Annotated in this window: 10 protein-coding genes; 6 read left to right on the top strand and 4 right to left on the bottom strand. The window is 69.4% G+C overall.

Annotated features, from left to right (window positions below; genetic code table 11):
- Window positions 1–198 precede the first annotated feature (198 nt).
- Window positions 199–924, top strand: a complete 726-nt coding sequence (locus ACK59X_RS13895) for a helix-turn-helix transcriptional regulator (protein WP_409957917.1) — start codon at window positions 199–201, stop codon at window positions 922–924.
- On the top strand, window positions 921–1,469 hold the full coding sequence (locus ACK59X_RS13890; RefSeq protein WP_409957915.1) for a dihydrofolate reductase family protein: 549 nt from the start codon (window positions 921–923) through the stop codon (window positions 1,467–1,469). Before ACK59X_RS13895 ends, ACK59X_RS13890 begins: the two co-directional genes overlap by 4 nt.
- Here the strand turns inward: ACK59X_RS13890 and ACK59X_RS13885 are convergent, their stop codons facing one another.
- The gene (locus tag ACK59X_RS13885; protein WP_409957913.1) at window positions 1,470–2,399 is read right to left on the bottom strand and encodes a LytTR family DNA-binding domain-containing protein; all 930 of its coding nucleotides are present in this window, start codon (window positions 2,397–2,399) and stop codon (window positions 1,470–1,472) included. It lies immediately after the preceding gene.
- Window positions 2,400–2,530: 131 nt separating this feature from the next.
- Here ACK59X_RS13885 and ACK59X_RS13880 point away from each other — a divergent pair, with 131 nt between their 5' ends.
- Complete coding sequence (locus ACK59X_RS13880) at window positions 2,531–3,760, top strand: acyltransferase family protein (RefSeq protein WP_409957911.1); 1,230 nt, start codon at window positions 2,531–2,533, stop codon at window positions 3,758–3,760.
- Between the two features lies 1 nt (window position 3,761).
- On the opposite strand, the gene ACK59X_RS13875 is transcribed toward ACK59X_RS13880, so the two are convergent.
- Both ACK59X_RS13875 and lplT read right to left on the bottom strand, forming a co-directional pair.
- The gene (locus ACK59X_RS13875) at window positions 3,762–4,247 is read right to left on the bottom strand and encodes a glutathione peroxidase (RefSeq protein WP_409957910.1); all 486 of its coding nucleotides are present in this window, start codon (window positions 4,245–4,247) and stop codon (window positions 3,762–3,764) included.
- A 186-nt stretch (window positions 4,248–4,433) separates the two neighbouring features.
- Window positions 4,434–5,738 carry a lysophospholipid transporter LplT gene (gene lplT, locus ACK59X_RS13870; protein ID WP_409957909.1) on the bottom strand — a complete coding sequence of 435 codons (1,305 nt, stop codon included), beginning with the start codon at window positions 5,736–5,738 and terminating at the stop codon, window positions 4,434–4,436.
- Window positions 5,739–5,873: 135 nt separating this feature from the next.
- On the opposite strand from lplT, the gene alr reads away from it, so the two are divergent.
- The 3 genes from alr to ACK59X_RS13855 all read left to right on the top strand — a co-directional run bounded on the left by alr (window position 5,874) and on the right by ACK59X_RS13855 (window position 9,518).
- Window positions 5,874–6,980 (top strand): alanine racemase, encoded by a 1,107-nt coding sequence (gene alr / locus ACK59X_RS13865; RefSeq protein WP_409957908.1) that lies wholly within the window; start codon window positions 5,874–5,876, stop codon window positions 6,978–6,980.
- A gap of 100 nt (window positions 6,981–7,080) precedes the next feature.
- The gene (locus ACK59X_RS13860) at window positions 7,081–7,941 is read left to right on the top strand and encodes a hypothetical protein (RefSeq protein WP_409957907.1); all 861 of its coding nucleotides are present in this window, start codon (window positions 7,081–7,083) and stop codon (window positions 7,939–7,941) included.
- 47 nt (window positions 7,942–7,988) lie between these two features.
- Complete coding sequence (locus ACK59X_RS13855) at window positions 7,989–9,518, top strand: FAD-dependent monooxygenase (protein WP_409957906.1); 1,530 nt, start codon at window positions 7,989–7,991, stop codon at window positions 9,516–9,518.
- An 87-nt stretch (window positions 9,519–9,605) separates the two neighbouring features.
- On the opposite strand, the gene ACK59X_RS13850 is transcribed toward ACK59X_RS13855, so the two are convergent.
- Window positions 9,606–12,161: Ig-like domain-containing protein (locus ACK59X_RS13850; protein WP_409957905.1), on the bottom strand; the 2,556-nt coding region annotated here is incomplete at its 5' end.

Here is a 12,161-nt window from a genome sequence, read left to right as displayed (position 1 = left end):
GTACCCGGGCGGCGTGGAGCGCCAGATGCAGCGGCTCGAGGCCGAAGGCCATGTGATCGAGCAGCAGGGCCGCTTGCTGCGCGTGCAGGACCCGGCGGCCACCGCGCCCGTCCCGCGCCCGCGCCGCCGCGGGGCGTCTGCAGGCTAGAGGCCTGCCCGCCTTCATTCCTTTTTTGCCTTTTCTTCCAGACCTTTTTCATGCGCCGTGCCGACCGCCTGTTCCAGATCGTCCAGCTCATCCGTGGGCGGCGCCTGTCCACCGCCGCCTTTCTGGCCGAGCGGCTGGAGGTGTCGCAGCGCACCATCTACCGCGACGTGGCCGACCTGCAGCACCAGGGCGTGCCCATCGAGGGCGAGGCGGGCGTGGGCTACCGCCTGGGCGCGGGCTTTGACTTGCCCCCGTTGATGTTCAGCCAGGGCGAGGCGAATGCCCTGGTGGCTGCCGCGCGGCTGGCCCAGGCCTGGCTCGATGCCGGGCTGGCGCGCGAGGTCGAAGGGGCGCTGGGCAAGATCCTCTCGGTGCTGCCGCCGCAGGCGCGCGTGGCCGCCGAGTCCCAGGCGCTCTATGCGCCTTCGGTGGGCCTGGGGCCGCGGGCCCAGGCCACCCTGCAGACACTGCGCGAGGCGGTGCACAGCTGCCATGTGGTGCAGATCGACTATGCCGACGTGCAGGGCCGACCCACCGTGCGCCGCCTGCGGCCCCTGGGCTGCTTCTACTGGGGCAAGGTCTGGACCCTGTCGGCCTGGTGCGAACTGCGGGGCGACTTCCGGGGTTTTCGCATCGACCGCATCGCCGAGCTCACCGTGCTGCCCGAGCGCTTTCGCCAGGAGCCCGGCAAGACGCTGGCCGACATGCTGCGCCAGGTGGAGGCGGAGATGGCCTCTCGCCCCCCTTTCTTGAACGACGAGGCATCCTGCACATGACCCAGGTGACCTATTACGTGGCCGCCACGCTGGACGGCTTCATTGCCGGCCCGGGCGGCGAACTCGATTGGCTGCACCCCTTCGAGCAGGCCGGCACCGACTATGGCCTGGCGGATTTCATGGCCACGGTGGATGGACTGGCCATGGGGCGCAGTACCTATGAGCTTGCGCGCTCGTTTGGCGACTGGCCCTATGGCGAACGGCCGGCCTGGGTGCTCAGCCACCAGGAGGCGCCTTCGAATGGATCCCTGCCGCCCAGCGTGCACTGGGGTGCAGCGCAGCCGCAGGCGCTGGTGGCCCGGTGGAAGGAACAAGGGTTGCGGCAGGTCTGGCTGGTGGGCGGTGGCCAGCTGGCAGGTCAGTTCCTGCGCGCAGGGCTGGTGGACCACCTGATGCTGGCCACCATTCCGGTGACGCTGGGAGCCGGCCTGCCGCTGTGGGGCACTCCCCAGGCAATGGAGCGGCAGCATTGGACGCTGCAGGCGCACCAGGCCTATCCGAACGGCGTCTTGACGCAGCACTTCCAGCGGGCTGCCGGCGGCTGATCAGCCCACTGTGCCCGGCTGCGCCAGCGCGCTGCGGTAGCGCCGGCTGCACGGAACGGTGCTGCCATCCTTCATGCGCAGGCGGGCGTCGCCGCTGTCCAGCGGCTCGATTTCGGCCACGGCGTCCAGGTTGACGGCATAGCTGCGGTGCACGCGCACGAAGCGTGCCGGGTCCAGCTGGGTGAGGAAGTCTGCCAGGGTGGAGCGCACCAGGTAGTCGTGCCCGTTGACGTGCAGGCCCACATAGTTGGCCTCGGCCTGCAGCCAGGCGATGTCGCTGGCGGCGATCAGGAATTCGCGGCGCAGCTTGCGCACCAGGAAGCGTTCGGGGCGTGGCGCCGGCAGGGGCGGTGGCGGCGTTTGAGCCGCCAATGCGGCGGAGGGTGGCGGTTGCGGGGCGGTGGGGGATTCCTCGGGCCGGTCCAGCACCCGCGCCTCGCCCTGCAGCCGCAGCAGCAGAAAGCGGTAGCTCACCAGGGCACACACGATAAGCGCATAGGTGCGCACGTCCTTGAGGTACTCGTAGCCCCATTGCGCCCACCAGGGGCCGCTCAGCCGGTACTCGGCGCCCATGGTGGAATAGGCCAGGTGGCGCAGGGCCATCATTCCGGCCAGGTGGATGCTGCAGTAGGCCATGCTGCCCAGCAGGTGCCAGGGCAGGTGGCGGCGCAGCGTGTCCCAGTGCAGCGGAAAGCGCCGCTCGAAGGCCACGATGGCCGGGATCAGCAGCCCCACCACCAGCACGCTCGACAGTTCCCACAGCGCTGGTTCCCAAGCGGCCACTTGCCGACCGGCAGAGCGCAGGTCGATCAGCGTCACCACGCTGTTGAAGGCCGCCTGCACCAGCAGCAGGACCGCCCAGAACGCCACCTCCGCACGGCGGCGCAGGGGGCGGTAGCGTTCGGGCCAGGGCAGGGTGGGCGGTGACATGGCGCAAGTGTAGGCAGGACGTGGAAGACCGGCGCCCGGGCCCGTCCCTGCAGGCCACCGCTCGTCCCAAAAGGGGCGTTTCCGGTCCCGCGAAGGCGCACTGCGGCCCCGAGGCGGCCGAGCATGGGCCCATGACTGCTCCATCCCACCCCAATTCCCGGCGCCACGACATCGATGCCCTGCGCGCGCTGGCCTTCGCCCTGGTCATCGTCTACCACGTCGCCATGTACTACGTGGCCGACTGGCACTGGCACCTCAAGAGCCCGCATGCCGCCGAGTGGCTGCAGGCCCCTATGCGGGCCCTGAACCTGTGGCGCATGGACCTGGTGTTCCTGGTCTCGGGCCTGGCGTTCCGCCTGGTGCGCCGGGGGCAGACCGTGGCCGGGATCGTCCGGGTGCGCAGCTGGCGCCTGCTGCTGCCCCTGGCGTTCGGCATGGCCGTGGTGGTTCCATACCAGCCGTATGCCCAGGGCGTGGCCAACGGGCTCATCGCCCCGGGCCTGGGCGCCTTTCTGCTGCGCTACTACGGCGGCGGCCCCTGGCCGGCCGGGGCTTTCGATGGCTGGGAGGCCGGAGTCACCTGGAACCACCTGTGGTACCTGCCCTACCTGTGGGTGTACACCGTGGCGCTGGCCCTGCTGCTGCCCTGGCTGGAGTCGGCCTCCGGCCAGCGTCTGCGCCAGGCCTTCGCGGGCTTGCGCGGCCTGGCGCTGTGGGCCGTGCCGGTGCTGCCGCTGGTGCTGTACTCGGTGCTGCTGTGGCGGCATTTCCCGCCCACGCACGACCTCATCCACGACGCCTGGCTGCACGCGGTGTACTTCACGCTCTTCCTGTACGGCTACTGGATCGGGCTCGATGCCGGCCTGTGGGCCGAGCTGGTGCGCCTGCGCTGGCGCACCCTGGCCGGGGCGTTGCTGCTGCTGGTGCTGTTCACCGCGCTGCGCGGCCCGGCCGTGGAGCAGGGCGGCTGGCTGGCACGCACCGCCGTGCGCGTGCTGGCCGACCTGTACCTGTGGAGCATGCTGCTGGCCATCCTCGGGTGGGCCCACCACCGGCTCAACCGGCCCTGGCCCGGGCTGCGCTGGGCCCAGGAGGCGATCTACCCCTGGTATGTGTTGCACCAGACCGCGATCATCGTGCTGGTGGTGGCCCTGGCGCAGTGGCAGCTTGGCCCGGTGCTGGAGCCGCTGTTGCTGCTGGCCGGCACCGTGCTGGCTTGCTGGGCCGTGACGGCTGTGGTGCGTCGTTCGCGCTGGCTGCGCCCGCTGTTCGGCCTGCCACCGCAGGGCGTGCGCCCGGCCCGCGCGATGCCGGCCGCCGTTCCTGGCGCACCGTCGTCCCAGGGGCTGCAGGCTCCTTGAATCAGGCCAGCGCGGCCTCGATGTCGCCCGCGAGCTTCTTGGGCGCGTCCTGCGGGGCATAGCGGCGGATGACCTTGCCATCCTTGCCTACTAGGAACTTGGTGAAGTTCCACTTGATGGCCTTGCTGCCCAGAAGGCCCGGGGCCTCTGCACTGAGCCATTTGTACAGGGGCGATGCATTGGCCCCGTTGACGTCGATCTTGGCCATCATCGGAAAGCTCACGCCGTAGTTGAGCTGGCAGAAGCTGGCGATCTCGTCGTTGCTGCCCGGATCCTGGCTGCCGAACTGGTTGCAGGGAAAGCCCAGCACCACCAGACCCTGGTTGGCATACTCCTTGTGCAGCTCCTCCAGCCCCCCGAACTGCGGTGTGAACCCGCAGGCACTGGCCGTGTTGACGATGAGCAGCACCTTGCCCCGGTACTGCGAAAGCGGCACGCTCTGCCCATTCATCTGCAGGGCTTCGAAATCGTAGATGGTCTCGGGCATCGGGGCTCCTCTGTGGATGAAGAAGCCATGGTAGCCGCTGCGCGGCTTGTCTGCCCGCCGGCTTCTGCCTTGGGCGAAATCTATGCAATGCGCGCGACCAAGGCCAGTGCCACCGTGCAAGGGCCGCCCCGCCGCACGGGTGGCGTCCCCCTCAGGGGGATGGCGCGCAGCGCCTCAGGGGGGAGCCTAGTGATGTGCATCTTGCCGCGCAATGTGCAGCAGGTGCTCGACTTCCTCGCGGTGGTTCACGCAGTTGCGCTGGTGCCAGCGGCGGATGATCCACATGATGCCCGCGACCACCAGGCCAAAGATGGTGATGGCGCCGAACACCGACAGGCCGAACTTGAGCGACAGGCTGTAAAAGGCGCCCAGCGCCAGGATGCAGGCCTGCTCGTTGAAGTTCTGTACGGCAATGGAGCGGCCGGCGCCCATGAGGTTGTGGCCGCGGTGCTGCAGCAGCGCATTCATGGGCACGACCAGGTAGCCGCCCAGGCCGCCCAGCAGGATGAGGAAGGGAATGGCCAGCCAGATGTTCTTGATGAAGACCATCAGTATCAGCAGCAGCCCCATGGCGATGCCCAGCGGGATGACCCGCGTGGCCATATCGAGGCGCATGCGCATGGAGGCCACCACGGCGCCCACGGCGGTGCCGATGGCCACCACGCCCGTGAGGGCCGAGGCCTGCGTGGTGTTGTAGCCCAGTGCCACGCCGGCCCAGGCCAGCACGATGAACTTGAGGTTGCCGCCCGCGCCCCAGAACAGGGTGGTGGTGGCCAGCGAGATCTGGCCCAGCTTGTCGCGCCACAGGCGGTTGTTGCAGGCCCAGAAGTCGGGCAGCAGCGCCATGGTGTTGGCCAGGACGCTGCGCGAGGGGTCGGCGCGCATGGGGCGCATTTCCACGCCGGTGTGCGGGATGCGGGTGTTGAACCAGGCCGCCAGCATGTAGATGGCGATCAATCCGGCAATGGCGGCTTCGGCGGGCGTGTCCACGCCGGTGTCGATCATCGGGAAGTCGAAGCTCAGCATCATGCCCGAGATGCTGTGCCCAACGAGCTGGCCGCCGAGCAGCACGCCCAGGATGATGGAGGCGATGGTCAGCCCCTCGATCCAGCCATTGGCCTTGACCAGCTGGGACGCAGGCAGCAGCTCGGTGAGGATGCCGTACTTGGCCGGGGAGTAGGCGGCAGCGCCCAGGCCCACCACCGCATAGGCGATCAGCGGGTGCGAGCCGAACAGCATCATCAGGCAGCCCACCACCTTGATGGCATTGCTGACGAACATCACCTTGCCCTTGGGCAGGGCATCGGCAAAGGCGCCCACGAACGGTGCCAGCACCACGTAGAACAGCGCGAACATGGGCACCAGGGCGGCACGCTGCCACTCGGGAGCACCTTCCGAACGGAGGAGTTCGACAGCGGCCACGAACAGCGCATTGTCGGCCAGCGAGCTGAAAAACTGCGCCGACATGATGGTGTAGAAACCGCGCTTCATCGAATGGCTGGTGCTGCATCAGTTGGACTGATGCCCTGTTAAAAATGGGGGGCCTGGTGGCCGACGGATGGTTATATCACGTGGGTAAACGGTCCCGGTGCCAGAATCCAGGACATCCCACCCGGTCAAACCCCCATGCCACGCCCGATACACGCCACCATCCATACCGCCGCCCTGCACCACAACCTGGAGCGCGTGCGCCAGAGCGTGCCCGATGCCAAGGTCTGGGCCGTGGTCAAGGCCAATGCCTATGGCCATGGCATCGAGCGGGCGTACGAGGGGCTGCGCGGGGCCGACGGCTTTGCCCTGATCGACCTGGCCGAGGCAGAGCGCGTGCGCCAGCTGGGCTGGCGCGGCCCCATCCTGCTGCTCGAAGGCGTGTTCGAGGCGCGCGATCTGGAGGTGTGCTCGCGCCTGAACCTCTGGCATGCCGTGCACTGCGACGAGCAGATCGACATGCTGGCCGCGCACAAGACCCAGGTGCCGCACCGCGTCTTCCTGAAGATGAACTCGGGCATGAACCGCCTGGGCTTCACGCCCCAGCGCTACCGCGCGGCCTGGGCCCGGCTCAATGCCTTGCCGCAGGTGGATGAGATCTCGTTCATGACCCACTTCAGCGATGCCGATGGCCCGCGCGGCATCGCGCACCAGATGGCGGCCTTCAACGAGGCCACGGCCGATCTGCCGGGTGAGCGCACACTCTCCAACAGTGCCGCCACCTTGCGCCACAGCAGCGATGCAGCCGTGCGCGGCGACTGGGTGCGCGCGGGCATCGTGCTCTACGGCAATGCGCCCGACCATCCGGAAAATACCGCCAGCCACTGGGGGCTTGCGCCCACCATGACGCTGGCGACCAAACTGCTGGCCGTACAGCAGCTGCAGGCGGGCGATGCGGTGGGCTACGGCTCGAATTTCGTCGCCGACGGGCCGCTCACCATTGGCGTGGCGGCCTGTGGCTATGGCGATGGCTACCCGCGCCACTGCCCTACCGGCACACCGGTGCTGGTCAACGGCGTGCGCACGCGCCTCGTGGGCCGGGTGAGCATGGACATGGTCACCGTGGACCTCACGCCGCTGCTGCAGGCGGGGATGGAGGTGGGCTTCGGCAGCGAGGTGACCCTCTGGGGCCGTGCCAGCAATGGGGCCGTGCTGACCATCGACGAGGTGGCCGAGCCGGCGGGCACCGTGTCCTGGGAACTCATGTGCGCGCTGGCGCAGCGCGTGCCTGTCACTGTGGAGTAATGGGCATCTTGTCACGGTTCGCCCGACGGGCCTTGCCGTGAACCGGGCCTGATCGGGTACGCTGCGCGCCTGACCATCCGTCCTGACAGGAGTGCAGCCCATGGCCGACAAGCGCAGCGCCCGCAAAAAGAACTCGAACTGGCGCTCGGTGCGCATGCAGCCCCGCCACCACCTGGCGGACAGCCTGCAGCAGCGCTACAGCCTGCGCCTGCACGGGTTTCTGATCGGCGGCTTCGTGTTGATCCTGATGTGGTGCGCCTCCTATGTGCAGATGCGCATGGGCATGGAGACGCTGGCGTGGCGCTACCTGGTCACCCTGTCGGTCGGCTATGTTGGCTACCTGCTGGTGCTGCGGCTGTGGGCGGCGCGCCTGGTGAGCAGGGATGAGGATTCCGACAACGGTGCGGGCGATGCGATGGAGGTCGCAGGCGATGTGGCGGACGTTGCGATCGATGCAGTCCCCTGGCGCGGCGGCAACGGCCCAAGCGTGCCCATGCCGCGCTCGGGCGGCACGGTCCACACCGGCGGCGGCTCGGGTGACTTCGGCTCTGCCTTGTCGGACGCCGGCTCCGGCCTGGGCGATCTGGCCAGCGGCGCGGCCGATGCCGTATCGGGAGCCGACGAAGGCGCCGTGGTCGTGATCCCCATCGTGGCCATCTTCCTCATCGGCTCGGCCATCGTCTTCGGTGCCGGCGCGCTGGCCATGCTGCTCTTCGGCTGGGACGTGCTGCTCACCGTGGCCGTGGAACTGGCCTTCTCGGTGGTGACGGCGCGCGCCGCCATGGGGGTGGAGCGCGAAGGCTGGCTCAGCGCCGCCGTGCGACTGACCTGGAAACCCATGCTGGGCGCCGTGGTCTGCGCCGTCGCGCTGGGCGCCACCATTGACCACTTCTTGCCCCATGTGAATTCGCTGCCCGAAGCCGTGCGGGCGCTGCAATCGTCGGCATCGAAAGCGCGCTAAGCGCACTGCGCGGCAAGGCCGCGGCCCACCGGAAAGGACAGACCACCATGCCCCGTGAACCCGTTCTGATCGTGGGCGCCGGCCCCACCGGCCTGGTACTGGCCCTGTGGCTCACGCGCCAGGGCGTGCCGGTGCGCATCGTCGACAAGGCGTCTGGACCCGGCACGGCATCGCGCGCCATGGCCGTGCAGGCACGCACGCTGGAGCTGTACCGCCAGCTCGACCTGGCCGATGCGGTGGTGGCCAGCGGCCACACCATCCCGGCCATCAACCTCTGGACCACGGGCCGGCAGCGCGCCACGCTGTCCTTCGGCTCGGCCGGCCAGGACCTCACGCCCTATGCCTTTTTGCTGGTCTACCCCCAGGACCAGCACGAGCGGCTGCTGGTGGCGCGTCTGCAGGCCCTGGGGGTCGGGGTGGAGTGGCGCACCGATTGCCTGGGGTTCGAGGACCGGGGTGAGCGCATCGTTGCGCAGCTGCGCCTGCCCGATGGCAGCGAGCAGGCCTGCGAGGCCGCCTACCTGGCGGGATGCGGCGGCGCCCGTTCGGTGGTGCGCCACCAGATCGGCGCGGGCTTTCCGGGTGGCACCTACGACAAGATCTTCTATGTGGCCGACGTCGATGCCAGCGGGCCTGCAGCAGCCAACGGGCAGGCGCACATTGCGCTGGACCATGCGGATTTTGCGGCATGGCTCCCTTACAACGACCAGGGGCGCGGCCGGCTGATCGGGGTGGTGGGCGACGAGCGGGCGCAGCGGGCCGAATCCCTGGGCTTCGACGACGTGGGCCACAGTGCCATTGCCAGCGTCGGGCTGCAGGTGCGGCAGGTGCACTGGTTCTCGACCTACCGCGTGCACCACCGCGTCACGGACCACTACCGCCGGGGCCGCGCCTTCCTGGTAGGCGACGCCGCGCACGTGCACAGCCCGGCCGGCGGGCAGGGCATGAACACGGGCATCGGCGATGCCATCAACCTCGCGTGGAAGTTGGCCGCTGTGCTGCAGCATGGCGCTCCCGACGCACTGCTGGACAGTTACGAAGCCGAGCGGCGCGCCTTCGCCCTGAAGCTGGTGGAAACCACCGACCGGATGTTCAGCTTCGTCACGGCCGAAGGCCGCTTTGCCGATTTCATGCGCACGCGCATTGCCCCGCTGCTGGTGCCGCTGGCGTCTGGCGCGGATGCCGTGCGCGAGTACGCCTTCCGCATGGTCTCGCAGACGATGATCAGCTACCACGCTGGCCCCCTGGGCGAAGGGCAGGCCGGTGAGGTGCGCGGCGGCGACCGTCTGCCCTGGGTGCGCACGACCGACAACCATGGTCCCCTGGCCGATATCGCCTGGCAGGTGCATGTCTATGGCGAGGCGCCAGACGGGCTCGCCGCCTGGTGCGCCTCGCAGGGCATCGCGCTGCACCAGTTTCCATTCGGCCCGGCGCACGGGGCAGCGGGCCTGGCGCGCGGCGCTGCCTACCTGCTGCGGCCCGACAGCTATGTGGCCTGTGCCGATCCGCAGGCGCGCAGCGAGGTGCTGCAAGCCTACCTGGAACGGCACCTGGCTCTGGGCTTGCGCCCCGGGTGAGGGCCCCTCGTGGCCCGTCGCCCATGAAAAAAGCGGGGTGCGCCACCGGGTGGCGCACTCCGCTTCTTGCGGGACCTGGGCGCTGCTTCAGCGCGCCGTCACGGCGAAGCCCTGGACCAGGCCGCCGGGGTAGCGCACAAAGAGCTTGCTGCCCTCGAACCACCAGTTGCCGCCGGCAGGCCCGGTGCCCGCTGGCAACAGGGCCAGGTCGGGAACCAGCTGGAAGCGCTGGCCGCCCGCGATCAGCTCGGTCTGCTGGTCCAGGCCGGTGCGCAGGACGGTGCCCGCGCCCCGCAGCGACTGCAGCAGGCTGGTCAAGCCCTCGTAGTCGGCCACGTCGCCCAGCAGCGCCTGGCTCACGCCACCCGCATCCGTGAAGATCAGGCCGGTCGTGCTGCTGAAGACAAAGCCCGGGACACTGCCCGTGCGGCCCATCGGCAACCACTGCGCGCGCAGGTGGAAGACGGTGCTGCCCAGAGAGACGCGCAGGGCGCCATTGGGCTGCATCACCGTCGTCGCGCCCAGGGCCGTGAGGGCCTGGCCCATGGCGGGCAGGGACTGCAGGGTGGGCCCGAAGCGGGTTACCAGGCCTGCCGTGGTCACCTCGATGCTGCCATCGTCGGCCACGCTCACGCCATCGGCGCGGCCGGGCGCTACGCGCACCTCCAGCGGCACCACGGGGAAGTTGGTGCCACCCAGGTTCCAGGTGATGCTGCCGTCGGTGGACTGGGCACTGCTGGTGATGCCGACGGTGCGCAGGCCCGCGTTGACCAGGGTTTCCAGCGGCGTGCTGCCGCCGGTGCGCGTGGGCACGCCCGCCAGGCGCACGAAGCCCACGCTGGCGTTGATGCCGACCGGCAGGTCGGCGCGCTGCACCGGGTCGCCCAGGCCGTTGCCGGCCACGGTGCCCAGGCGCACGCTCTGCACCTTGCCGGTGCCATCGAGCCGTGCCATTTCGCCGCTGTACACGGTCACGGCGGCGGCTCCGTTGGCGGCCGGTGGCAGCGCCACCCGGCCCGTGCGCACGAACACGCTCCACGACTGCGGCGTGCCTGCGGCAGCGCGCGGGGTAGTGACGAGCGTGACCGACACCGCGCCATCGCCCAGGGCGGTCAGCGGCAGGTTGCCCGTGCTGGTGGACAGCAGGGCCACCACCGTGCCCTGGCTCACCGTGCCGCTGAGCGTCACCTGCGAATCGCCCGAGGTCGAGGGGTTGAGCACGAGGGCGACCTGCGGCTGTCCGTTGGCCCCCGTCAACGTGACCACGCTGAGCACCGTGGATGTGTCGGGCTGGGGCTGGATGCTGAAGGTCTGGCCGCCGATCACCAGGGTCACGGGCGCCGGCGCACCGCCATTGCCAGCGGGGGGCAGGGTGATGGTGGAGCCGCCCGATTGCGGGCTGAGCGTGATCGTGCTGCCCGGCGCTGCGGTGACCTGGACGCTGCCGCCCACGGTGACCGGGGTGGTTGGCGTCACCGTCACGCTGCCTTGCGTCACCACCGGGCCGGGGGTGGATGGACCACCGGAGCTGGGCACCTGGGCCGTGTAGGTCAGAACGGGGCTGCTGGCACTCTCATTGCCAGCGGCGTCCGTGGCCTTGAGCGTGAAGTTGTGCGCTGCGAAGGCCAGACCGGACACCGTGACCGAGAAGTTGCCACCCGTCGCCGTGCCGCTGCCCAGCAGGGTCGCGCCTTCGTACACATCCACCCGGCTTCCGGCCTCCGCGGTGCCAACGATGGCGAGCGAAGCGCCTTCTCCCGATGCGTTGTTGGCAGGGCTGGTCACCACCGGGGCTGGTGGGGCGCTGGTGTCGTAGGCCACGCCAGTCACCGATACGGGCACGGCAGCATTGCTGGCTGCGTCGATGGCATCGAAGGCAAAGGTGTACACCGCGCCGTCCTGCAAACCCAGCGGTGCGGTACAGCCGTTGGCATCGGCGGTCAGTGCCACCACATGGGCGCCTGCGCCGAGGGCCGTGCCCTGCAGGTTGCAGGTATGGGGCGATGCGCCATCGGCCGTGCCGCCGGTGCGGGTTGCCGTGATGCGGGCGCTGGCCACGGCCTTGCTGAGCGTGAAGCCCAGCGTGCCGCCGGCCCGGATGGCGCCGTTGCTGGCAGGGGTCGTTGCGCTGAACACAGGCGCCGTGGTGTCGCGTGCCAGATCCAGGGGCAGCACGGCGCTGATGTTGCCCGCTGCGTCGCGCAGGTCGATGTTGAAGACCTGGTGCTGGCCGTTGGCAATGCCGGCTGTGTTGAGCGTGATGCTGACCTTGCCGGTCCCGTCGATGGACAGGCCCGTGTCTGCGCCATTGACGAAGATCCGTGCGCCGACTTCGCCCCGGACTTCCACCTGCGTGGAGTTGCCGATGGCATACGCCGGGGTCGTCGTCAGCGTCGGGGCGACAGGCACACCGGTATCCACGGTGATGCTGGCGCTGGCCACTGCCGACACATTGCCCGCCTTGTCGCGTACGAAGCCATACAGCGTCTTGGGACCATCGCTGGTGAAGGCGAAGCCGGCAGGTTGTGCGCCCCAGGTGCAGTTGCCCACCACGTTGGTGTCCAGCAGGCAGTAGCCATCGGTGGCGATGCCCGAGCCGGTGTCGGTCCCGGTGAAGGCGGCGCCGATGGGCACATTGCGCAC

It is taken from the genome of Acidovorax sp. (assembly GCF_046339755.1).
In the GTDB taxonomy this organism is placed as follows: domain Bacteria; phylum Pseudomonadota; class Gammaproteobacteria; order Burkholderiales; family Burkholderiaceae_C; genus Acidovorax.
Note: the sequence above shows the minus strand (reverse complement) of the source record. Positions and strands in the feature narration are given on the sequence as shown.

Coding starts and splice junctions, on each gene's coding strand:
- lplT (WP_409957909.1), bottom strand. CDS start 5,738: ATGAAGCGCGGTTTCTACACCATCATGTCGGCGCAGTTTTTCAGCTCG.
- ACK59X_RS13890 (WP_409957915.1), top strand. CDS start 921: ATGACCCAGGTGACCTATTACGTGGCCGCCACGCTGGACGGCTTCATT.
- ACK59X_RS13885 (WP_409957913.1), bottom strand. CDS start 2,399: ATGTCACCGCCCACCCTGCCCTGGCCCGAACGCTACCGCCCCCTGCGC.
- ACK59X_RS13860 (WP_409957907.1), top strand. CDS start 7,081: ATGGCCGACAAGCGCAGCGCCCGCAAAAAGAACTCGAACTGGCGCTCG.
- alr (WP_409957908.1), top strand. CDS start 5,874: ATGCCACGCCCGATACACGCCACCATCCATACCGCCGCCCTGCACCAC.
- ACK59X_RS13895 (WP_409957917.1), top strand. CDS start 199: ATGCGCCGTGCCGACCGCCTGTTCCAGATCGTCCAGCTCATCCGTGGG.
- ACK59X_RS13855 (WP_409957906.1), top strand. CDS start 7,989: ATGCCCCGTGAACCCGTTCTGATCGTGGGCGCCGGCCCCACCGGCCTG.
- ACK59X_RS13880 (WP_409957911.1), top strand. CDS start 2,531: ATGACTGCTCCATCCCACCCCAATTCCCGGCGCCACGACATCGATGCC.
- ACK59X_RS13875 (WP_409957910.1), bottom strand. CDS start 4,247: ATGCCCGAGACCATCTACGATTTCGAAGCCCTGCAGATGAATGGGCAG.